This is a genomic window from Paraburkholderia sediminicola (genome assembly GCF_046027355.1).
Classification (GTDB): Bacteria; Pseudomonadota; Gammaproteobacteria; order Burkholderiales; family Burkholderiaceae; genus Paraburkholderia; species Paraburkholderia sediminicola_B.
The window spans coordinates 1-22,925 of record NZ_JAQQEK010000010.1; the positions used below are offsets into that span (position 1 = coordinate 1).

The 22,925-nt window shown below is 58.4% G+C and carries 23 protein-coding genes; 8 read left to right on the forward strand and 15 right to left on the reverse strand.

Features of this window, described 5'->3' with window-relative positions; translation table 11 throughout:
* Positions 1–134: 134 nt before the first annotated feature.
* Complete coding sequence (locus PQR42_RS18335; RefSeq protein WP_408387171.1) at positions 135–389, reverse strand: H-NS family nucleoid-associated regulatory protein; 255 nt, start codon at positions 387–389, stop codon at positions 135–137.
* 469 nt (positions 390–858) lie between these two features.
* Between PQR42_RS18335 and PQR42_RS18340 the strand changes: the two genes are divergently transcribed.
* The 6 genes from PQR42_RS18340 to PQR42_RS18365 all read left to right on the forward strand — a co-directional run bounded on the left by PQR42_RS18340 (position 859) and on the right by PQR42_RS18365 (position 7,070).
* Positions 859–1,242 (forward strand): response regulator transcription factor, encoded by a 384-nt coding sequence (locus PQR42_RS18340; RefSeq protein ID WP_408387170.1) that lies wholly within the window; start codon positions 859–861, stop codon positions 1,240–1,242.
* A 221-nt stretch (positions 1,243–1,463) separates the two neighbouring features.
* A complete protein-coding gene (locus tag PQR42_RS18345; RefSeq protein ID WP_408387169.1) occupies positions 1,464–3,665 on the forward strand; it encodes a sensor histidine kinase in 2,202 nt (733 codons plus the stop codon).
* Positions 3,655–4,329, forward strand: a complete 675-nt coding sequence (locus tag PQR42_RS18350) for a response regulator transcription factor (protein WP_408493692.1) — start codon at positions 3,655–3,657, stop codon at positions 4,327–4,329. Before PQR42_RS18345 ends, PQR42_RS18350 begins: the two co-directional genes overlap by 11 nt.
* A gap of 290 nt (positions 4,330–4,619) precedes the next feature.
* On the forward strand, positions 4,620–5,579 hold the full coding sequence (locus PQR42_RS18355) for an AraC family transcriptional regulator (protein ID WP_408387167.1): 960 nt from the start codon (positions 4,620–4,622) through the stop codon (positions 5,577–5,579).
* Positions 5,580–5,637: 58 nt separating this feature from the next.
* Entirely contained in the window at positions 5,638–6,033 is a 396-nt protein-coding gene (locus PQR42_RS18360) for a DUF3331 domain-containing protein (protein WP_408387166.1), read from the forward strand.
* 215 nt (positions 6,034–6,248) lie between these two features.
* The gene (locus PQR42_RS18365) at positions 6,249–7,070 is read left to right on the forward strand and encodes an alpha/beta fold hydrolase (RefSeq protein WP_408387165.1); all 822 of its coding nucleotides are present in this window, start codon (positions 6,249–6,251) and stop codon (positions 7,068–7,070) included.
* 126 nt (positions 7,071–7,196) lie between these two features.
* Here the strand turns inward: PQR42_RS18365 and PQR42_RS18370 are convergent, their stop codons facing one another.
* From PQR42_RS18370 to PQR42_RS18390, 5 genes are all read right to left on the reverse strand, one after another.
* The gene (locus tag PQR42_RS18370; protein WP_408387164.1) at positions 7,197–7,550 is read right to left on the reverse strand and encodes a hypothetical protein; all 354 of its coding nucleotides are present in this window, start codon (positions 7,548–7,550) and stop codon (positions 7,197–7,199) included.
* A gap of 240 nt (positions 7,551–7,790) precedes the next feature.
* Positions 7,791–8,123 carry a hypothetical protein gene (locus PQR42_RS18375; protein ID WP_408387163.1) on the reverse strand — a complete coding sequence of 111 codons (333 nt, stop codon included), beginning with the start codon at positions 8,121–8,123 and terminating at the stop codon, positions 7,791–7,793.
* Positions 8,124–8,200: 77 nt separating this feature from the next.
* Complete coding sequence (locus tag PQR42_RS18380; RefSeq protein ID WP_408387162.1) at positions 8,201–8,509, reverse strand: hypothetical protein; 309 nt, start codon at positions 8,507–8,509, stop codon at positions 8,201–8,203.
* 288 nt (positions 8,510–8,797) lie between these two features.
* A complete protein-coding gene (galU, locus tag PQR42_RS18385; protein WP_408387161.1) occupies positions 8,798–9,679 on the reverse strand; it encodes a UTP--glucose-1-phosphate uridylyltransferase GalU in 882 nt (293 codons plus the stop codon).
* A gap of 430 nt (positions 9,680–10,109) precedes the next feature.
* Positions 10,110–11,102 carry a helix-turn-helix domain-containing protein gene (locus PQR42_RS18390; protein ID WP_408208258.1) on the reverse strand — a complete coding sequence of 331 codons (993 nt, stop codon included), beginning with the start codon at positions 11,100–11,102 and terminating at the stop codon, positions 10,110–10,112.
* A 537-nt stretch (positions 11,103–11,639) separates the two neighbouring features.
* On the opposite strand from PQR42_RS18390, the gene PQR42_RS18395 reads away from it, so the two are divergent.
* Together PQR42_RS18395 and PQR42_RS18400 are read left to right on the forward strand one after the other, a co-directional pair.
* The gene (locus PQR42_RS18395; protein ID WP_408208261.1) at positions 11,640–11,825 is read left to right on the forward strand and encodes a hypothetical protein; all 186 of its coding nucleotides are present in this window, start codon (positions 11,640–11,642) and stop codon (positions 11,823–11,825) included.
* A gap of 92 nt (positions 11,826–11,917) precedes the next feature.
* On the forward strand, positions 11,918–12,091 hold the full coding sequence (locus PQR42_RS18400; protein WP_408387160.1) for a hypothetical protein: 174 nt from the start codon (positions 11,918–11,920) through the stop codon (positions 12,089–12,091).
* A 171-nt stretch (positions 12,092–12,262) separates the two neighbouring features.
* On the opposite strand, the gene PQR42_RS18405 is transcribed toward PQR42_RS18400, so the two are convergent.
* The 9 genes from PQR42_RS18405 to PQR42_RS18445 all read right to left on the reverse strand — a co-directional run bounded on the left by PQR42_RS18405 (position 12,263) and on the right by PQR42_RS18445 (position 22,905).
* Positions 12,263–13,663, reverse strand: a complete 1,401-nt coding sequence (locus tag PQR42_RS18405) for a glycosyl hydrolase family 28-related protein (protein WP_408387159.1) — start codon at positions 13,661–13,663, stop codon at positions 12,263–12,265.
* Positions 13,664–13,795: 132 nt separating this feature from the next.
* A complete protein-coding gene (locus tag PQR42_RS18410; protein WP_408208271.1) occupies positions 13,796–14,575 on the reverse strand; it encodes a WecB/TagA/CpsF family glycosyltransferase in 780 nt (259 codons plus the stop codon).
* A 188-nt stretch (positions 14,576–14,763) separates the two neighbouring features.
* Positions 14,764–16,197: a mannose-1-phosphate guanylyltransferase/mannose-6-phosphate isomerase gene (locus PQR42_RS18415; RefSeq protein WP_408387158.1), complete on the reverse strand. Its 1,434-nt coding sequence runs from the start codon at positions 16,195–16,197 to the stop codon at positions 14,764–14,766.
* Between the two features lie 149 nt (positions 16,198–16,346).
* Complete coding sequence (locus PQR42_RS18420; RefSeq protein ID WP_408208277.1) at positions 16,347–17,528, reverse strand: hypothetical protein; 1,182 nt, start codon at positions 17,526–17,528, stop codon at positions 16,347–16,349.
* Positions 17,521–18,162 (reverse strand): acyltransferase, encoded by a 642-nt coding sequence (locus tag PQR42_RS18425; RefSeq protein WP_408387157.1) that lies wholly within the window; start codon positions 18,160–18,162, stop codon positions 17,521–17,523. Before PQR42_RS18425 ends, PQR42_RS18420 begins: the two co-directional genes overlap by 8 nt.
* 4 nt (positions 18,163–18,166) lie before the next feature.
* Positions 18,167–19,531, reverse strand: a complete 1,365-nt coding sequence (locus tag PQR42_RS18430) for a lipopolysaccharide biosynthesis protein (protein WP_408387156.1) — start codon at positions 19,529–19,531, stop codon at positions 18,167–18,169.
* A gap of 6 nt (positions 19,532–19,537) precedes the next feature.
* A complete protein-coding gene (locus tag PQR42_RS18435; protein ID WP_408387155.1) occupies positions 19,538–20,818 on the reverse strand; it encodes a capsular polysaccharide export protein, LipB/KpsS family in 1,281 nt (426 codons plus the stop codon).
* Positions 20,819–20,866: 48 nt separating this feature from the next.
* A complete protein-coding gene (locus PQR42_RS18440; protein ID WP_408387154.1) occupies positions 20,867–21,733 on the reverse strand; it encodes a glycosyltransferase family 2 protein in 867 nt (288 codons plus the stop codon).
* A 32-nt stretch (positions 21,734–21,765) separates the two neighbouring features.
* A complete protein-coding gene (locus PQR42_RS18445) occupies positions 21,766–22,905 on the reverse strand; it encodes an NAD-dependent epimerase/dehydratase family protein (protein WP_408208292.1) in 1,140 nt (379 codons plus the stop codon).
* Positions 22,906–22,925 lie beyond the last annotated feature (20 nt).

Sequence of the window (22,925 nt, forward strand, 5' to 3'; positions counted from 1 at the left end):
CGTCGATGAGAAGAAGCACGATTCGTCGACGTCAGCGTTGATTGCCAGGGCACGTGTCAGATTGCGGTAATAGAAACGCTCCGTTGATCGCGGCGAGTAGCTGTTCGGTGGCCGGGCAGCGCAAAGCGGGACGCTCAGCCACAGCGGAAGTGATCGATACTCTGGCCCGCCGCCACTGCGCGGCGCAGCCACTCGGGCATCTCGCCGAGACCCGTCCACGCGTTGCCGTATGCATCGCGATAGCGAATCATCCGCTCATCCTCGACATCGCGATTGAGCGCATGTTCTAGCGCTTCGATCGTGATCTCGCATTCCATCATGCGACGCCTGAGCCAACAGATCACGCGCTCGCGCGCTTCTCCTTCAAGACGTTCAATGATTGTCGACATGAGGCGCTCCTGGGCGTGAATTCTATTGTGCGGATCAAAAAGAGTGGGCTACCGACGTTTCGATCTTCTCGGCGAGGCACGCTCGCCCTTCAATGCGAACCAGGCGCGTGAAAGAGCAAATGATGATCGGCGCGCCAGCGAGGTTGCGCGCAAAGAAGTTGGGTTGCGTCGTGCATGACGATCTTGTCGGGCGAATGCGTTATCGATGTCGCCAATCTAGCGGCTTTGCCCAAAGCATCGGTTAGTGAAGGCTCGCGCGACTTCCAATACGCACGACGGGCAGCGGCCGGCACTCGACGGGTGCGCCGCGCGAAGCCGACGTGCGAGCTTGATGCCGACTTCCCCGGCCTTCCCCTATACACACATATGATTTTCGCGGCAGGGTTTTGTCCATAAGATGGAAACACCTGAACGGCGGGCAAGACAACAACGTGCCGTCGTAACCGCATGTATGGCAGAGGATAGTCGCTTGCATACCCATCGGATAGTTTCCATCATCGACGACGACGAATCCGTCCGCATCGCCACATCGAGCCTGGTTCGTTCACTGGGTTGGGACGTCCGGCTCTATGCGTCCGCTGAAGATTTCCTCGCGTCCGGTCAGATCGGCGATGTCGCGTGCATCATCTCCGACGTCCAGATGCCGGGCATGACCGGGCTCGAGATGCAGCGGCGCCTGCTCGACGGCGGGATGACGCTGCCGATCATCTTTATCTCCGCCTTCGCATCGGAAACGGTGCGCCGCCAGGCGCTGGACGGCGGAGCGATGTGCGTGCTGAGCAAGCCTGTCGATGGCGCGGCCGTGTCGCGTTGCCTCGAAACGCTCCAGGCCGAAGGCGGCGAGCCTCATTGAAGCTCGCACGCAGCGGGCCTTAACAGCTGGATATTGAGAAATTCGGATAAAATAAGTATCGGATTATGAGTCGGCGTCCTGCATGTCTGACTTTGATGTGCCGTTCTTGCGGCACGAGACAGGGTTCCGGTGCTCGTCAACGAACGTTTGCCTGGAACGCCTATGCCAACATCGCGCCGTCTAGTCTCCCGCCTCCCCGCGCGGCGCGCCCAATCGTCGTCATGATATTCCGCTCACGTGCTGGCGAACCGCTGCGGCATGACGCGCGCGTGCTGTCCGTTCTCGCGGCCGCCATCGCCCTGGCCGTCTTCCTGATCGACGCGCTCACGCCACTCGATATCGCGATTGCCGTGCTGTATGTGGTCGTGGTGCTGCTCGTCGCATCGACAGGCTCGCGGTCTGCGGCGATCCTCACCGCATGGAGCTGCGTGGCGCTCACGGTGATTGCGTTTGCGATGTCACATGACGAGCACTACTCGGGCGGCGCGATGGCGCGCTGTGCCGTCAGCCTGCTGGCCATCGCCACGACGTCGGTGCTGGCGTTGCGCAATCAGAAGAACACCGCGACGCTGCAAGAGCAATTGCAGTTGCTCGATCTGACGCATGACGCAATCGTCGTGTACGACATGAACGATCTGATCACGTTCTGGAATCACGGCGCGGAAGCACTCTACGGATGGACCGCGCAGCAGGCAATCGGCCAGCCGATTCATGAGTTGACGCAGACCCACTCGTCAGTCTCACTCGACGAGATTCGCAGCGAGATGTTGCGTTCGGGCCGCTGGCAAGGCGAATTGCAGCGCGTGCGCAATGACGGCGCCACCGTCATCATTTCGAGCCGCTGGGCGCTGTGGCGCGATGCGAAGGGCAAGCCGCGCGCCGTGCTCGCCACCAACAACGACATCACCGTGCGCAAGCAGATGGAAGGCGAATTGCAGCGCCAGAAGGACGAATTGCGCGCGACGATCGATGCGATTCCGGGCATGGTGTGGAGTTCGTCGAGCGACGGGCGACTGAGCTTCATCAACCGGCGCTGGAACGAACTGGGCGTGACACTTGCCGACAATGATGGCGATATCTGGCGCTCGATCGTTCATCCCGACGACTACCCTGCGGCGCAGCATGCCTGGAACGAAGCGATTGCCACGGGCGTGCCGTTTGAAAACGTCTCGCGCATCCGGCGCAGCGATGGCGTGTACCGATGGATGCATATCGGCGCGGAACCGCTGCGGGATAGCACCGGCAACATTTTGCGCTGGTACGGCGTGAATACCGATATCGAAGAACGCAAGCAGGCAGAGCAGGCACTCGAGCGCAGCGAAGCGTTCCTGTCCGACGCGCAGCGCCTGAGCCGCACCGGCAGCATTGCGACGAAATTGCCCGACGGCGCTATGTGGTGGTCCGACGAAACGTATCAGATCTTCGACTATGCGAAGCACGTCACGCCCAGTTTCCGGCTGATCCTGGAGCGCTCGCATCCCGAAGACATCGCGCTCGTCAGGCACGCTTATCAGCAGAGCCTGGCGGGCGCGCCGCTCGTCGACGTCGAACATCGCCTCGCGATGCCCGATGGAAGCGTCAAATATGTGCACTACGTCGCGCATCTTGCAGCGTCGCAGTCGGCGCATTCCGAGTACGTCGGCGCGCTGATGGACGTGACGGAAGGGCGGGTGGCGCAGGAAGCGCTCGACCGTTCGACGGCCGAGCTCGCGCACGTGACGCGCGTGACGATGCTCGGCGAGCTGGCCGCGTCGATCGCGCACGAGGTCACGCAGCCGCTTGCGGCGATCGTCACGTGCGGCGACGCCGCCCTGCGCTGGATGAACCGTCCGCAGATCGATCTGAACGAAGTCGGGCAGTCCATTAACCAGATGATTCGCGACGCCAGGCGCGCGAGCGATGTGATCCGCCAGATCAGGGCGATGGCGCAAAAGCGCGACCCGAGTCAGGCGATACTCGATCTGAACGCTATAGTGAGAGAATCCATCGAACTGGTGCGACGCGAACTGGATGGGCACCGTGTCGAAGTGGATGCCGATTACGCATGTCCGCCACCGCAGGTGTGTGCCGACCGTGTGCAGTTGCAGCAGGTCATCATCAACCTCGTGATGAACGGCGTGCAGGCGATGTCGGGCATCACGGGTCGGCCGCGGGAATTGCGCATCCGCACGCGCCGTTTCGATGCGCGGCACGCACAGGTGATCGTGGAAGACTCCGGCACGGGCATCAGCGAAGAGAACGCCGGGCGGCTTTTCAACGCATTCTTTACAACGAAGGCGGAAGGCATGGGAATGGGATTGTCGATCTGCCGTTCGATTGTCGAGGCGCACGGTGGCCGGATCTGGGCTGAGTCGCAAGAGGGAAAGGGTGCAGTGCTGCAGTTCATTCTGCCGCTCGATGAGGGAACCTGTCATGAGCAGTGAAACGGGCAACACCGCGAGTAACTCGATTGTCTATGTCGTCGACGACGATAAGTCGATGCGTGAAGCGGTCGGTATGTTGCTGCGCTCAGTGGGCTTGCAGATTGAACTGTTCGCGTCCGCAGATGAATTTCTTGCGTTCCAGATGCCGGATGTGCCGAGCTGTCTGATTCTGGATGTGCGGCTCAAAGGGCAGAGCGGCCTCGCGGTGCAGGAACAGATTGCGGCGGGCGAAGTGCGTGTGCCGATTATCTTCATGACCGCGCATGGCGATATTGCCATGTCGGTCAAGGCAATGAAGGCCGGCGCGATGGACTTTCTCGCGAAGCCGTTTCGCGACCAGGACATGCTGGACGCCGTGGCAACCGCCCTCGGCAAGGACGAAGAACGGCGCGAAGCGGAACGTTCGGTCGCCGATCTGCGCCGCCGCTATGCATCGCTCACGCCGCGCGAGCGCGAAGTGATGGCCTTTGTCGCGAGCGGCTTGATGAACAAGCAGATTGCCGCCGAAATGAAGCTGAGTGAAATCACGGTGAAGATCCACCGCGGTCAGGCCATGAAGAAGATGGAGTCGCGCTCGCTTGCCGATTTCGTGCTGAAGGCGGAAGCCCTCGGCGTCAAATCGCCACCAGGCACCACTACGCCGCCGCGCGTTCAGCGCGGCTGAACCGCGCGGGCATCTTTGCCGTGCGAACGGCCAAAATCGCATCGTCGTTCGTTTCTCGCTCGAATCCCTCTCAATGCGACGCCTCCGTACGTAACCGGGTGCCGTCGCGCGGCTATTTCATCTGCGCATTTCCCGCCCTTATTAAACCTTCATATAGGTTGACCCACCCATTTGACGTCGTAGGCAACCGTATGTACGGCTAGGCGCGTGAGCTCCGTTTGGTTAACTTTGAGTCATCGCGGTGCAGGTGTCTCGACCGCAGGCAGATCACTCTATCGGACGGACATGTCATGACCAGCTCGCTGCTCTCGTATCCTGAACCCGGTGCCGACATCGCGCCGCAACGCATTGCCAGCTCAATCGACGCCGAGCATCAATGGCGCAGCCCGCGCGCGTATCGGGCGGAGTCGTGCCGGCAGCAGGGCAATGTGCAGGTCTCGCGCTGGACGCGCCACATCACCACGCCGCTCGAAGTCGTCAGTCACGGTAACGAGTCCGATCACTGCATCGGCCTGGCGCTGAAATGCGTGTCGCTGACCTTCAATCACGCGGGCCGCAGGCTCATGCAAGGGCGGGTGACGGCGGGTGTGGTTCAGGTCACGGCGCCCGCCGTGTCCGTCAGCGCAGTGTTCGAGTCGTCCGTCGACGTGCTGCATCTGTTCGTGTCACAGCAAGTTCTTGCGGAGTGCTACGAAGATCTGTTCCAGCGTCCGCATGCGGGCGACATCGTGCTTGGCGACCCGAAGCTGGTCCGCGACGCCGCACTCGATAGGCTTGGTCAGGCGCTAGTCGTTTCACAGACCAGCGACGCCGCGTTGGGCAAGGTCTTTACTGAAAGCGTCAGCCTCGCCATCGTGTCACGCATTGTCGCCCATCAATTCGCCGCATCGAATGCGCAGAACCGCGAAGCGGCCGCGCTGCCGCAGTGGCGCATGAACCGCGTGATCGAGTACATCGACGCGCATCTGTCCGAGACGATTGGCCTCGCCGACATTGCCGCGAGCGCCGGCCTTACCCGCATGCATTTCGCCGCGCAATTCCGGCGCGCGACGGGCTTGCGTCCGCATGAATACCTGCTGCGCCGCCGGATCGAACACGCACAGCATCTGTTGCTGAGTTCGAAGCACAACGTCTTCGATGTCGCGCTGAGCTGCGGTTTTCGCTCGCAAGCGCATTTCACCACTGTGTTCAAACGCTTTGTCGGCGAGACGCCTTACTGCTGGAGGATGAAAGCGAATGGCGCTCGATAAGCAGGTTCAGTCAATCCAAAGCCATTCAATCAGGTAACTCTTCAATCGGAGTCGCGACATGCTGGCAAACGCAAATTTCATCGATCCGTGGATGCAAACCATTGGCCTGTTGTCCATGCCCGCGAGCGGGTCGAAAGACCGCGGCAGTGGGCTGAATGAAGGCAACCCGGCGCGTCACGTGGACGACACGGCGCTTCACTGCGTCACAGTGAGCTTGCTGGACCGGCCGACGGCTTCGACGGCGACGATCTCCTGGCGCGACTCGACGCGCTGCTGCTATGGCGACCAGGTGTGGTGCGCGTCGCGGGCTCGCACCGAGGGCGTCTGCGCGATGAGCGGGCGCCCGATTCGTCGCGGCGACGCGGTGTACAGGCCGCGTCCCTGCCGGCCTGCGCCGCGCAATGCCGGCGCAATGATCCTGACGTCCGTTCTTAACGACGCAACAAAAACCTGATCTCGCTTCTTTCTCGCACGGCTTGCGCTGGTTGGCCGTCATCGTGCTCACTGGCGTTGCCGCCGGGCTCACCTCGCGTGCCGTGCGATGTCGAAACTTCAGGGCGACGAGGAAAGGCTTGCATTCGATCCAGACGAATAATGCTTTGGACACCTTGTATCACGCAAGGATTTCACCGAAGCAGCATTCCCCTCATTTGAAAAGGATCATCAGCCATGGCGACTTTCACTACACAAGACGGCACGCAGCTTTACTACAAGGACTGGGGCACGGGCCAGCCGGTCGTGTTCTCGCATGGTTGGCCGTTGAATGCCGACGCGTGGGACGCGCAGATGATGTTCCTTGCCGAACGCGGCTATCGCGTGATTGCGCATGACCGCCGCGGCCACGGGCGTTCGAGCCAGCCGTGGAACGGCAACGACATGAACACGTACGCCGACGACCTCGCGCAACTGATCGAAGCTCTGGATCTGCAGGAAGCGACGCTGGTCGGCCATTCAACGGGTGGCGGCGAAGTGGCGCGCTATATCGGCCGGCACGGCACGAAGCGCGTTGCAAAAGCGGTGCTGGTGTCGGCGGTGCCGCCCATCATGCTGAAGACGGAAGCCAATCCCGGTGGTTTGCCGATGTCGGTGTTCGACGGCACTCGTGAAGGCGTCGCGAAGAACCGCGCGCAATTCTTCAAGGATCTGGCGCTGCCATTCTTCGGCTTCAACCGGCCGGATGCGAAGGTGTCGCAAGGCACGATCGACTGGTTCTGGTTGGCCGGTATGCAAGTGTCGATCAAGGGCGCTTACGATTGCATCAAGGCGTTCTCCGAAACCGACTTCACCGAGGACCTGAAGAAAGTCACCGTGCCCGCTTTGGTGCTTCAGGGCGACGACGATCAGATCGTTCCGCTCGACGATTCCGGTGTGCTGTCCGCGAAGATCATGCCGACTGCGAAGCTGATAACCTATGCAGGCGCGCCGCACGGCATGTGCACGACGCATGCGGACCAGGTGAATGCGGATTTGCTGGAATTCCTGCAGTCGTAGAGCACAGATGAAGGCTGGCGGTGCTCTCCACGAGTATCGCCAGTTTTTTCATCGAGCGATTGTGTTCTTGCCGCACGGCGGATGCTGCGCTTCAATCCGCGCCCTCGACGCCGACTCGCAGCGCCATTACGTCCAGTACTTGAAATCCGTGATCGTCCGCAGATAGCCGGGCGTAGGACGTGGCGCGCGCGCATTGGCGTCCGTGCGGTGGCTGCTGCCCTCGTTCCACGAATGAACCGACGATTGCGCGTGCGCGGATTGCGAGGCGGGGGTGTGCAGCGGCTCTGAAACGTTGGTGACTTGCGCGGGCTTCGGGTTATCCGTGGCAATGCGTTCGAGTGGCAGCTGCACGTCGGTCCCGACAGTTATGAACGCCCGCATCAGGCCGGGTCCCTGCAGCGTGCACGATGCACCGATCGTCAGGCAAGCGGCTGCGGCAACGTAGCCGGTTCGGAACCACTGAAATCTGATCGCGTTCATCGTGCGTTCTCCGCAGTGCGCTCCGGAATAGATGCAGGGCGCGCAAGGATGGGATTGGACATGCGATCGAGTATCGTCGTGTGGACTGGTACTTTCTTTCGCGCCGGCACGTTGCTTTGTCTAATCGCACCTGCATGCATCGATAGTTTCAAAATGCAGGATTTGGATCGACGCTTCGATTCGAAACGGCAAGCAACGAGGCTTCGCCACCGTCTGTCGGAGTTTCCAGTCGATTTGGTTTTAAGGAAAAAGCTTAGGCTGGCTCATCGCGCAGCTGACTCGACGCCTATTTCGAGGAGGATGACGTGCCAGCGTTCGCACAGAGTTCGTTTGTGCACGCATCACCAGATGTGCCGCTTCGCTTGCCGCGCCGCGCAGTGGATGCCGGACAAGGTGCTTGCGGTTGGGTACCTGCTGCGTGCGCACCAGTTCACGATGGAACTCAGGCAATGGCAGCTTTGTCGGCAGTACGGCGCGCTGGATGTCATACAGCCGGTAGTCGGGCTTGTCGACTTGCGATGACGATCCCGGGAGTCTCCAGACATTGCCGCTTGATAGCTTCGAAGCGGTCATGGTCCCAGCCGGGGGCTGCGATCAGATTGATCGCGATTCGTCAAAGAGCCTACGAGGGATTGTGACGCGAAGGGTAACTATTCGTAGCCGAGCTTGTGACTCAGAATGGGCGCGAAAAAGAGTGCAATCGCAGAGCCCGCTGCCTTACCTTCGAGTTCCGCGGCCGCAGCCGCAGCCCGCATTCCATACAGGTGCACGAACAGATCAAATAACTGGGGTAGGCAGTAAAGCACCGCGATCACAACGCAATAGGCTTGCACGACGGATATGCGCCAGCCCTTCTCGAAGGCGACAGCGGCGGAGACAATGCGCAGAATGGCGAACAATACGAGCGTACCCACGGCTGCCTGTTCTCGGACCAGATACTCTGGAATAAACTCGCTCATAACTTCTTGCGCACCCGCTAGATTAAACCGCCTGAAATTGAAGGCCACTCGTTCGAACTTTTGCGATCAAAAAAACGGCCAACGGCTTGAGGCAATCGTTCTTCGACATTGAAGAACGAGTCGACAGGTTTTGATACTATCGAAGCCGTACTGGCGCAATGAAAGCGCGGCTGAATGAACCACAATCTTGGCCGATATAGTCAAGCGTCATCGCCCGTCAAACGATTGCACGCTTCCTGCTTCGCAAGATCCGTGGTCGTGTCGGCCGTATCTGCGATGGCCGGTCTGTCAGCCGGCGAGCACCGGCGAGCGCGCAAGCAAGTACTCTTCGAAATCGGCGGCCACCTCCGGATGGCGCAGCGCAAACTCGACCGTCGCCTTCAGATAACCCAGCTTGCTGCCGCAGTCGAAGCGCGTGCCGTGATACTTGTACGCCAGCACCTGTTCGTCGGCGAGGAGCGATTGGATCGCGTCCGTCAGTTGCAGTTCGCCGCCTGCGCCCGGCTTCAGCGCACGCAAATGTTCGAAGATGCGCGGCTTCAGCACATAGCGGCCCACCACGCCGAGATTCGACGGCGCCACGCTCGGCTCCGGCTTCTCGATGATGCCCGACATCTTGATGATCGAGTCTTCCCATCCCTTGCCGTCGACAATACCGTACGACTTGGTTTCCTGAGCGGGAATCTCTTCGACGCCGATCACCGAGCTGTGATAGTGGTCGAACACCTCGATCATCTGCGTCATGACGGGCGGCGTGCCGTACAGCAAGTCGTCCGCGAGAATCACGGCGAACGGGTTGTCGCCCACCAGCTTCTCGGCGCACATCACCGCGTGGCCCAGGCCCAGCGCTTCCGGCTGACGCACGTAGAAACAGTCCACATGGCTCGGCTTGATGCTGCGCACGAGTTCCAGCAGCTTGTCCTTGCCGCGCGCCTCGAGTTCCGCCTCGATTTCGTATGACTTATCGAAGTGGTCCTCGATCGCGCGCTTGCTGCGGCCCGTGACGAAGATCATTTCGGTGATGCCGGCTGCCATTGCCTCTTCGACCGCATACTGAATCAGTGGCTTGTCAACGACCGGCAGCATTTCCTTCGGACTTGCTTTGGTGGCAGGGAGAAACCTGGTGCCAAGACCCGCCACCGGAAATATTGCCTTGGTAACTTTGAGCATGAGTTGTCCGGGTGTTCGCGATAGAGACGCCAAAGAGCAGCCTGTTTTCCAAAAAAGACGGGCCCAAAGCGAGGTTGATCGGATAGCGCCTGCGCATTGTCTGGCGGATCACTCTGGGTGGTCGAGCGCAAGCATAAGAGCGGAAACCGGCGATTGATGCGAGATGGCGGAAGAGGCACCTCTATTGGCTAAACCGAATACGTGAAGGCTTGGTGGGAGCACCGCGGCGCGCCGCCTATAGCGCGCGCGTCTGCAGCATCGGGGACAGCAGCAAGGCCCCCGTTGCGACCCAATCAGGGTATGACGATGTCATGTACGGATTTCTTTGGCGAAACCCGTCAAATAATCTCTTCGCGGAAAGTTCACAAGGAACGGGCGGCGAAAGGAATCGCGGCGTTCTCCGTCGATAGGGCTTAGCCGAGACGCTCGCTCAGGATTGCTCCGTCGAACACGCCTCCCGGCCCATGCGGTAATCGGTGGGTGTCGTCGCAAGATATTTCCTGAACAGCTTGGCCAACTGGCCGCCACTGCCAATGCCGCAGCGCCGCGCAATCTTATCGACGGGTAAGCGTGACTCGACGAGCATCCGGCAACTCATGTTAAGACGAGCGCGAAGCAAATAGTCGGAGGGTGTCATCCCGATCTCGCTCTTGAAGCGGCGCAGGAAGTTGCGCTCGCTCATCGCCGCCACCTTCGCGGCCGCATCGATAGAAACAGGCCGGTCGACGTTTGCCTCCAACCAGCGTGCCGACGCCATGATCTTTTCGCTGACCTGGGGCGCCCCACTGCGGGAAATGGACATGTCCCAAGGCATATCCTGCTGAGGAGCGACTGAGTCAGCAACGTGACGCGCCACTTCCGATCCCATATCCTCTTCGACGATACGCAGTGCTGTGGCAACCTCAGTCGGAGCTTCGCTCAGCGCTCGTACTTGATAGTAGTCGCGCGTTTCATTGTCGCCATATAAGAGGGGACAGTAGCGGCTGGGAAGCTTTGCTGCTTCCAGTAGCAGCCTGCCCTCGGCGATTGGATGAACGATCTCGCTAAATGGGTGCCTGCGGCGCAGCCAATTGCCAAGGCGTTCATCGCGGCAAGCATGTGGTACGCCCGCGCCACCTGCGATAAACAGCAGATGTCTGTCATTCGTGACATGGTGCGAGTCGACACTCTCAGTCCAGACGAATACTGACGACGAGCTCGCGATACGGCCGCCCGCAGCCGACAGTAATGAGACGTCATAGCGCGCGCGACGCAATTGCTGTGATGCGCCGAATGCGTTTGCTTTCTGGAAGATCTCGATAATTGCGGCGACTTTTGGCAACGCAAACCCATTGAACAACGCTATCTCGACGCGAGTCTTCTCACCCGTTTGCGCCCGCACGGCACTTTGCGGGCAGCGCGGCAGGGTATGTACCAGCTCCATTTGCTTTTCCCCGGAATGTTTTGGCCTTCAAAGCCCCTTCCCTAGACTCTCTGCTTTTTTCTTATCCTTGCATGCTATACAAATGATTCTAGCGTCATTATTACATGTCTGATTTGGCCAATACGTTGGCTCTTCACGACCTGGCCTGTAAAAAATTCCGCAGTCGCGGGGAAAATCCGCTCTCGAACGCATCTGCAATCCGATTAGCATGAATTTATGATTCTCGAGATAAAATTCCATGGGAAATGAGACGGAATGTATAACGCCTTCTAAAAAATGGTTTATGCAGGGGCGCGCTACAAAGAAAGCCCACAAAACGCCGATCATTGCACCACTAAGCCTTACGAGACGTCACTCGATTCGATCTTTTCAAGGTAGGGCTTTCCTGGGTAATTTCCGATAGGAACTCCCGTTATCATGTATCTGCCACTGCCTGTTCGCCCGCCTAAACTGATTCAAACAGAAATTTTGCGGCGGTTTTCCATATTCTCAGCGCGCAGGGCTAAATAAGCCCTGAACGTAGCCGATAACGCGTTCATGCGTATAGAAGAAATTCAGACAATCATTAACGCCGCTTCCGAAACGGCCGATGCCATAGTCGGCGCGCGTGAGTGGGCGACGGCCGAGGATGCAAGCGCCATGCACGATTTGATCTTCTGGGACATGCTTGCCAAGAAATTGCCCGACATAAGCGTCGCCGATCTACTGTCGATTCTGAAATAGCACGTCGCGAGGCAGGCGATAAGGCAGTTCCTGTGGGGATGCGCCACGGCGGAGCGGTGCGATCATCGACCGGAATATTGGCGTGGACCGATGTGGCCGAAATCCGCTACATCCCGGATGTGCGTGCGCTGTTCGTGCTGGGCGGCACAACATTGAAAGGTGATTTCGACGAGCGATTGAAGGCGTGGTTGCGCCGCGCTTATGCGTACGCTGACGTGGTGCAGAGTATCGGCGACGGTCGCCGGCTTTGGACTCGCTCGGCTTGAGCTGCAAATTCCGGACGGAAGCGAGATTCTGAAATGCATGACGCCGTCTCGCGCTGGCTTACTGGCCACGCCATATTCAACGGATATGAGTGGTGGGACTGCGCTGACCAGTATGAAACTCCTCCAGCATGAAGCTGAAGCACATGTCGCGCGGACCACTGTCGTCTCCACTCAATTCATATACCACTTGTCGGCGTATTTGGTGAACGCATAGATCGTGGCCGCCGTCAGAACAACGTCCTTGGATGAACGCGTCACGATGCCCGATCCGTGAACGACCGTCACATTTGCATTCCCCAGTACCCGAATCGTTTGACCGTCGGCGGCGCCGGAGAAATACGAGATTTCTGTGGGTGTCATGTAGTTATCAAGCACGACGAGACTCGATCCGGTGACATTGACGATCCGCGTCCCACCCGGAGGCTTGCTGGTGAGCGGCGCACCTGACACGCTCGACCCTTCGTGATTCTGGACCAGGAATAACCCAGCCTGATTGAAGCTTCCCGCGCATGCGAAGTATTGATTGCGCGCATCCGGATCGGATTCGCTGACGTAATCCTCGAAACCATACTTCTGAAGACGCTCCTTTCGACCCTCGGAGCGACATGAGGTCAGCACGTTCGAACGCGACTTTGACGACATATAGAAGCCGCTGTAGGTGCCGACCTCGGCGGAACTATTGTTGTAGCCGAAGCATGTGCTCCATATTGCGCTGCCATCGACATAGAAGCCGTGGCCGATATTGGAGTCGGCCCGGCACTGCGAAATGCGGTGTTGTGATCCTCGCAATGGTGCAATGTAGATGCCGCGTTCGGCATCTTCACCAATGCAGTTCGACAGGAAATTATTTGCCCCGCCAACGACAATCCCGCACAGAAAAAGATCCGACGTCACCACGCCCCGGCCTGCGATCAGAGAAGGGTTGGCTTCGATGCGGTTGAGGAAATCATCGGTGCCAAATACTTCGATGCATCCGGAGATCCGGTCGCGCTGGCGATTGAGCAAGACGTTTGTCGTCAGAATATCCTCAAAAACGACGCCAAATCCTGCGAGGTGCTGAAAACCTTGGTCGGCAAAATTGTTGGCGGTGCAACGTCGTATAGCCGCCCATTTGACCAGTTGAAAGCGAACCCCGCCACCATGGAAATTTGCGCCGCGCCCTTCAAAATTAATGCCGCTGATGCCGATCCCGCGCACGAGTGTCGGCGGCGTATCGACCACGAAGCCTTGATCTGCCTGTACCAGCGTTACGCCGGAAATATGGCCGGGAAGATAACCGAACATCGTGCTACTCGATACTAGTGACACGCCGTTCTTCAGGATGACATTGCAGCGATAACGCCCAGCAGGAAAGCGAACCACGCCGCCGCCACGTGCCTCGAGCAGATCGATCGCGGACTGGATCGCGACGCTGTCATCCGTGCGACCATCACCCTTTGCACCAAATCGCTTGGGATTGATATCAGCATCGTTCAACTCTTCGGCCACCGTCCGGACGATACTCGTCGGCGCCGACGCCTTGAACGTGACAGATTGAGCGTTTCCCGCGCCTGATGGCATGTCTTTCGGCATTTCCGTGTCCGCAGCTGACGCGGCCGGTTTCGTTTGACCGTTGACGGCCGCCGCCGCGCTGAGAATCGTGCCTGCGAGGGCGCCCTTGATTGCCTGTCGTCGGTTAGTCACTGTATGGCTCTCGTTCGTGAATCATTTATTGCGTGCAACTGCGTTACTAACGAGTTCCCTGACCAGAACCGTAGGGAATACCACAGCGTCGTGCGCATAGCGGCGCAACAGACGCCGGGGCTCGGAGACGATCCGGTGCAACCATTCGAGGCCGGTCCTGCGCATCCAGACGGGCGCACGCGCTTTTTCGCCTGCAATGAAGTCGATCGTCGCACCCGCGCAAATCGCCACCTTTGCGCTGATTCGCGCACTGTATTCATGCACCCACAGTTCCTGTTTGGGCGCGCCGAGTCCGACGATCAACAGATCCGCCTCGGCTGCGGCGATTTCGTCGAGAATGCGATCGCATTCGGACGGTAGTGTCTCGAATCCGAAAGGAGGGCTGTACGTACCGACTACCAGAACATTCAACCAGCGTTGCGCAATGATCCGTGCCGCTCGCTCCGCAACGCCGGGGCCAGCGCCAAGCAGAAACACGCGCATGGGCTGATGCATTGACGGCGCCTGATGAAAGAGACGTGGTACGAGATCGCTGCCGGGCACCGTTTCCTTCAATGCGCGACCCATCATCCGAGATGCGAACACGAGCGGCTTGCCGTCTGCGAGCACCATCGACGCGCCTGCATACGCGGCCTGGAATGCCGGGGAATTTCGGAGCTTGACGACATGGTCCACGTTCGGCGTGACGACGTAACGACATCTTGCGCGCGGCGATTCAAGCCACCGCGCCAACGTCTCCGCAGCCGTGTCCATTGAAATGGCGTCCACCTCTATCCCGAACATCGTGCATTTCGTGGTCATTTAACATGCCTCAGATCGATACGGCGTGACGAAGCGCTCCGCATGACGATTCAGTCGGAGACTTTGGATAACTAAGTACGTGAGAATCTTGTTGCGTCAGCCTTGATCCGGCCTGACGCGCGCAAGATCGGTGTGGTGAAACGCGCTGGGCCGCCGCTGTCGAAACGTGCGGGAGCAGCGCTTAGGCGCTATGCGGTGCCGGTTCTGCCATAGCGGTCCTCAAGCCGAACGATGTCATCCTCGCCGAGATACGCTCCGGACTGAACTTCGATCAGTTCAAGTGGGATCTTTCCCGGATTGAACAAACGGTGCGATACGCCAACGGGGATATATGTGGACTGGTTTTCCGTCAGCAGGTCCTCACGGTCGCCGTTCGTAACCAGCGCAGTGCCCTTGACTACGATCCAATGCTCGGCCCGATGATGGTGCAGTTGAAGACTCAATTGGGCGCCGGGATTTACGACTATCCGTTTGACCTGGAAGCGCTCGCCCTGGTCGATGGATTCATACGAGCCCCACGGGCGCGTCACGCGCCGATGCGTAACGGACTCACGCCGTCCTGATGCATTGAGACTGTCGACGATAGTTTTTACGTTCTTGGCGCGATCGCGATGTGCGACGAGCACAGCGTCTGCCGTTTCGACGATCACCAGGTCGCTGACGCCAATTGCGGCGACCATGCGGTGCTCGGCGCGGATATAAGAATTCGACACGGAATCTTGCAGCACATCGCCTATGAGTGCGTTACGCTGCTCGTCTTGTGGCGCGATCTCATGCAGTGCAGTCCATGATCCGATATCGCTCCAGCCGAGATTGTCCACAGAGATGACTGCCGCGCGATCCGTACGCTCGAGAACCGCATAGTCCACCGAGATGCTTGGGCATTCGGTGAACGCATCGCTGCCGAGCCTAAGAAATTGCAGATCGGGACGTGCGTCCTTATATGCCTGATCCGCGAGACGGGCGACGTCTGGTTCGTATCGTTCCAGTTCGTTCAGGTAGGCGACTGCGCCAAACAGGAAAATGCCGCTGTTCCACAAGTATTCGCCACTGGCTAGCAGCTCGACAGCGAGCGCGGTGTCGGGCTTCTCGACGAAAGCGCTAACGTTATACGCCTCCTGTTCCTTGTTTGCCAAAGACGCACCCTTGCGGATGTATCCGAACCCGGTATGCGGCGCAGTCGGCACCACGCCGAATGTGACGAGTCGTCCGTCGCGCGCCAGGGTTATGCCGGTTTCGACTGCATTGTGAAACGCGTCTATGTTTTGAATGACGTGATCAGACGGCAGTACGAGCAACAGCGCTTTCGGATCATCCTGAATGGCGAAATATGCTGCGGCAGCAATCGCTGCCGCCGTGTTTCTCGAGACGGGTTCAAGAATGATCGCGGAGACGTCCAGAGCGATTTCCTTTAACTGATCGACAAGCTGAAAGCGGTACTCCGCATTCGAAACCAGAACCGGCGGTCTGGTGTTGTCGAGAGCGTCGACGCGTTTCAGCGTAGTCTGCAACAGTGAGTGCTCGCCCGCGAGCGTAAGGAACTGTTTCGGTTGACCACCACGAGACATCGGCCACAACCGCGTTCCACTGCCGCCGCATAGAACAACTGGGAAAATGCTCATGTGTTTCTATCCTGTATGCCTCGATCGTTGTGACTCTACTGAGCAACCTATGGGTTGTGCGTCGTGCGTCTTAATTCGACATACTTTTGGCAGATCCGGGTAACCCGCTAGAAACGCATTGAAAATGGCGCTCGGGAGACACGTCGGACCTATTGCCGGCCGGCTACCGACGGATAGTCCCGGTAGGCGAGAAGCATGAAGATGAAGATCGACAATCCGAGTGGTTCGATCATCAGCAAGCCTGCAAAAACGGCAAAAACAAGTGGCGCCATGCCTCCGAAATCTCTACGCACCCGGAGCCAAAGAACCCAGCAATAGATGACCGTGACGGGTACGCCGTATTTGTAGATCATGCTGGTAATCGAATTCGATATGCCGGCGTCGTTTTCCTTGATGTACCCATACTCGTCCAGAGCGAGGGCGTTATAGGCGTCCATATCACCGCTTGGACGGCCGAGCAGCAGGCTGTCTGCGGCGGCGCGCGCACCGAGTGTCATGTCGTTGATTCGAACGGTGATACTCGAGTCGCCTTGTAGCGAACGGCCGAACAGGGTCGAGAATGCGTCGTCGATCGCGCCGGGGGCAGCCAGTACGAGTGCCACCACCACACCCAACATGATCGCCGCGAGATTCGCGAGTCTTGGCTGGCGCTGATGCATGTAGCAATAGGCGGCGAATGGCATCAAGACCGATAAGGCGCCCATGGATTGAGTCGAGAGAGCCGCCAGAAGAAATACCCAGTTGGGTCGCTTTTTGTACTTCAGGAAGTTGTATGCGAAAGCCATCGTCAGCATTACGCCGTACACACCGGCTTCCCAGAAGATGCCCTGATTACGGTAGTGATTGAAGCGCTGCAGATCGGTCGAACGGACATAGAGAAGGCCGAAGACGGTGCTGTATTCGTCATCGATATGGCGTGCGATGCCGGGTGCGACGTAGGCGAGCGGGTAGAGGACTAGCGAGACGATTGCCATGTAGTACATCACGTCGACAAAAAGCTCGCGAAAGTCGCGGCGTGTTCGCTTGAAATAGATGCATGAGACGCCCGCAATTAGCGCTTTCAAAATGACAAAGAGCTCCTTGTCGTCGATCTGAAAGTCCTGCGCGTAGCTGGCGACAAAAATCGCGATAACCAGGATTCCGTAGCTCCCACGGATTGCTCGAGGAAAGCGCACCGATACCAGAAAGCTGCAGAACAGAACGACCGCGATTGCGGCGATCATTGCGGAATTGCCAACGCGAACTACGACTATCCAACCGCCACTGACGAGCAGGATCGCGGTCAGCAGCAGCGAGGCGCGGATATCGCGTCGGAAGAGGACATTAAGCATGATTGATTTCGGTTGTGACGCTGGCTTGACGGGGATTACGCGCGGAAGGCGCACCCTTTACCCACTGCCTACGATCCTGATCCCAGTGTCGAACCACGCGGGCAGGTGCGCCGACGGCGACGCAGAAGTCGGGGATATCGCTGGAAACTACGGCGTTAGCGCCGATCACGCAGTTGCGGCCAATTTTTGCTCCGAGTATCACGACGTTCTCGCCAATCCACGAGCCGTCGCCGATGCTGACTGGCTGACGCTGAATCAGGTCTTGCGCCTTGACCGGTCTGTGGATGTCCTCATATCCGTGCATATAGTCGGCGATATAGACGCGATCGGCGATCAGTACGTCGCATCCGATCTCGATCGAGTGGGTCGTAATAATATGTGCGCTGTTACCGATGTAAGCGCGGTCCCGGATATCAAGCCTGGGTTGCACGGAGAATGCGTGAATCGTCTCGATCCATGCGAAGTTGTTGATGAAGACGTCGGCGCCAATCATGATGTTGTCCGATCCGTCGATCCGGATTGGCCTGAGAATGCGGGAACGTGCCCCGAAGCGCGCGAAGAAAAGTGGATACGCCAGGCTCTGAAGTGACGTCCTGAGACGATTGCGGATCTTGAAGAAGATGCCTATATTCACGTGGCTATTCCGTTTGTGTGCGTTTGGCGTGGGGCTTCAGGAGGGTGGTGATCTCACGCCGGTAGAACGACAGCGACGGATAGACGCAGATGCCGAGAACCTTCCAGGCCACGAATCCCTCCGCGAGCTTTTCGCCTGCCAGTGCAAGAGCGGTAGCGAGTGCCGCGCCAGTACCGCCAAGCGCTGGCACGAGAATCGCGGCAAGGGCTATGCACGCCAGGGTCGCGATTACCATCGCATTGCGGATGACTCTCTCGAGTCCATGAACCACCAGTAAGGGACGTATCGAACCGCTTGCGACCACGGCCAACTGCCCCGCGCTTAGGAACAGGAGTGGGCCGTAACCTGCCCCAAAGTCATTGCCGAACAATCGCAACAGTTGATGACCCGATATGGCCAATATGACGAAGAGACCCGACACGAGGATCAGCAGCGCGGCCGACACTCGTTGAACGATCCACTCGATATCGCGCTTGCTGGAAGTACCGCGCATCATGGAGAGTTTGGGACCGACTAGCGCGTCGATAGGCGGAACCAGAAACCCCGATAGCGTCAGTGCAACGCGCTGGGCGACCGAATACCCGCCTACGTCCGAGGGGGACGAGTGGATTCCCACTGCAAAGACGGCGATCCATAGCAGCGCCATCTGGCAGGTGTTACCGATCAGCAGCGGTAGTGCTGGTCGAAGCAAGCGGATATTCCATACTGGGCCGGTTGAGCCGGAGCGGCCCGCGGCATTACGCATGAACGTACTGAAGGGAACATGCGCAATAGCGAGGTTGACGACCGATGCGCCGACGAAGATATATGCCGCCGTCACCGCGCTCGACGGCGGCACGCAGAACAGTGAAAGGAACGAGAGGAGCGGTACCCAAACGCTGAAAACGGCAATGCTTCTCTCTGGCTTTCCGATGATTTGCAGAAACGGTACGTGCATCATGGCGATCGACGTAGGTAGCAACGCCACTGCGAACCACACTAGTACGGGCGCGAGTTCCTGCTTGTGAAAGACGTAGATCGCCAAGGGTCTGGATAGAAGAATGACCGTAAGCGTGAGGGCAAGACTCGCAACCGCGGCGAGCAACATGGTTTGACGGTACAAGCGGCGTAGCTGCACCCATTGACGATCGCGTACCATCGGACCGCCGTCGCGAATGACGATCTGTTCGAGACCGAGACGGCAGAATGTCGACAGCACCGACAGAAACCCCATGCCGATCATGTAGAGCCCCGTCTGCGACGCGCCGAGGTAACGGCCGAGAAAGATGACGAACGAGAAATTCGTTACCGCGCCCGAGAGCCTGAAGATGAAACTCGACGCAATACGTCTGACGATGGTCGGTGACCGCGGAAGTCCAGCTGGCGTCATATCTGTTTATCGAGCTTCGACGCGGAGCGACTCGATTACGCGCGCCGCAATACCGCGCGTATAGCCGAGATCGACGTCAGTGAAGTGTCCGGGGAAGAAGTACCGGTCGACCAACGCGCCAAGTAACATGTTTGGCGCGGGCTTTGACCTGTCGGATGGGTGTTCGACCAAATGTCCGAGTTCGGCTGGCGTCCGGGCCGGCAGGATTCCGCTAAGATGATCGTAAAACGATTCGCCGAGCACGATGACCCTGTGGCCGGCCGCGAAAGCATCAAGTCCCGTCATAGAGTTGACCGTGACCGTTATGCATGTCCGGCCAATATCCTCGGATAGCGACCGACCGCTGAGTTCGATGCCTTCCAGACGCTCCAACAGCGCATAGAATGCTGCGCTGTATTTGCGCCGGTACAGCGGATGTTCGCGGACAACGACTTTCCAGCCCTTGGGGATACCCGACATCACGAACTCGATCAGTCCGGCGTCGCTCAGCTGAAGTGGATTGTGATAGATGTTGTTCGCGTCTTCGGGCACCTGCATTGCAAGAAGGAGCGTCTTTCGCCGGTCGGACACCGCGTCCGATTGGCGCACCAATGCCTTGTAACGCGACGACGGGCACTTCTCGAGCCGATACGGACGGAGATCGGGCGGCAGCAATCCGGTAAGCCGCGACTGCGCAACGATAAACTTGTCGACCATTGAGTAGAGACGATTGTTCCATCTCGGACGCTGGTTCGGTACGACCAACTCAGGACCCGTCGCAGGAAGATCGGCAAGAGCCGTACGGAACGAACAATTCGCGTTGACACCCTCGCGATCCAGTAGCGTCGTGCGATACGGTCCCTGCTCGAAAAACCACGTCGTTGCGCGCGAATCGGCCAGTGTGCGCATCAACACTTCGGCGGGCAAGCGTGTATCGCCACTGAGGATGGCCACGTCCGGATCGAACTGCTCGATAACCGATCGGCTTACTTCGAGCATCGTCCGCGCCTGACGGTTAAGCGCATCGCGTTGCGGATCGGTCATACCCGGATCGGAGGAGTGGAACCGGGTCAGAGCCGATACCACGTCCGGGTCGGTCGAACGGTCCTTGGACATCGTCAGGAATGCTTTCCACGACAGCGCCTTGGTAGCACGCCCGTGCAGACGGAAGTACGCCCATGCACTCGGAAATACGGCTAGATGAAGAAATTCCACGTTGGGGTCCAACTGCTTCCATGCATCCTCTATTGCACAGAAGAAGCGCGCCATCGGATGGTAATAAACCAGCGTGACAACTTTAGTTTTCATAGTGTAGTGAGCGAGCCAGGCGCCGGCCGGATACGATGTCGAACGTGGTTATGCGACAGTCCGCTTCATCAGAAACGCGTCACGCAATGCGCGAAGTTCGATCTTGTGACGCGCCACCGCATGAAAAACGGTCAACACGATCGCCGAAGCGGCGACCGCTAGATTGTGCGTTTTCAGTCCGCAGTAAAGCCAGTTGCGCGTAAGGTAATAACGCGAGAAGTCTGAGCGGCTGCCACCCGTCGAAGAGCTGATCTTGTGCTGAAGATGAATGGTTGGCGTGTAATACATCTTGATCCCGGCCCTTTTCAATTCAAGGCAGAAGATCGTGTCGTCGTAGTAGACGAATAGCTCTTCCCACATCCGGATTCCGGACTCCTTTAACGGCCGCGATTTGACGATCAGCGAGCAAGTTGGCGCATAGTCGACCGGATACAGGAGATTCTTGGTCAGTCGATCAGGTTTGTTATGGCCGAAATGACGACAGCCGCCCTTCAGGTAGCTCAATTTGCCGCCGGCGTACCATGGCTTACCGGGTGTGTCGTAGTAAAAACTCTTTGGCGCAAGGGCGTCAACGCGCGGATTGGCAATCAGAATGTCGACTTGCTTCTGGAGGAAATCGGCGTTGACTTCGATGTCGTTATTCAGAAAGAGGACATGCGTGAAGCTTTCATCCGGAAGGAAAAAGTCCAGTCCCTGATTGTTCGCCGCGGCGACACCCACGTTCGATTTGTTGCGAACGAACGTGTACGGGACCTTCAGATCTGCACGAATTGCGGCTTCGCAGCCCTGGTTGTCGACGTCGTTCTCGATACACAGGACATGAAAATCCGTGAATCGCTGAGCGTTCATGCTCGCAATAAACCCTGCAATCACAGGGTTCGACTTAAAAAGGACGGTCACAATGCCAATTTTCATCGCGAGGTTCCTTGAAGAGTGAGAGTGCGCGCTTAGTTCAACAACCCGCGACTGCGCATCTCGGCGACCGATTGGTCATAGCCGGCGTCAGAGATGGTTTGTTCTTCGACCCACTTGCAGAAATGCATCGCACCTTCTGCAAACGACACCTTCGGCTCGAAATTGAGCTCTTTACGAATCTTCTTCAGGTCCGCATAGTTATGGCGGATGTCGCCAAGACGGAAATTGCCCGTGATATTGAGCGCGCCGGTTGCGCCATAGAAGCGCTTCAGCGTTTGCGCGACCTGAAGCACGCTCGTCGCCTTACCGGATCCGACGTTGTAAGCGACACCCGCTGTATTGGTTGCATCGAGCGCGAGCACAATGGATTCGACGATGTCATCGATATAGACGAAGTCGCGACTTTCGAGACCGTCTTCGAAAATATTGACGTCTTTTCCCTGAAGCAGCAACGTGGAGAAGATCGATAGAATGCCGGTGTACGGATTACGCAGCGACTGGCCTGGTCCGTATACGTTCTGAAAGCGGAGTGCGATCGCGCCGATACCGAGCGTCTCGCAGACGGTCAGAACCAGTTGCTCCTGGAACAGCTTCGTGACGCCATAGACAGAGCTTGGATGGGTCTTGGAGGTCTCGTCGGTCGGGACCAGTTCGAGGCGTTCGCCGGTTTCGGGGCAAAGACAATCATACAGTCCGAGACGCATATCCGAGGCTTTCCGCGCGCCTGGATACACGTAGCCGGCGTGGCCGCGGTATTTGCCTTCGCCGTAGATCGAGCGGGACGATGCGACGATTACCCGTTGCACGGTGCCATGACCCGCGTCGCGCGCTTCGGCGAGTAAATCGAGCATCAACGACGTGCCACGGATGTTGGTCTCGACATAGTGGTCGATCTGGTACATGGATTGACCGGTACCCGTTTCCGCAGCCAGGTGAATGACGGCTTCCTGGCCTTCCAGTGCGGCGCGCCAGTCTTCACGGCGACGTACATCACCGTTGATGAACCGCACGGATTCAGGCAACGACTTGAACAAGGGTGATTCATCGGGATTAGTCCCGTGAATCTGCGGAGACAGGTTGTCCAGTACGGTGACAGTATCGCCGAGGCGGTTGAGGGTACGCGCGAGTGCACTGCCGATAAAGCCGGCACCACCGGTGATGAGGATATTCATGCGAGCTCGAAGATTGAGAT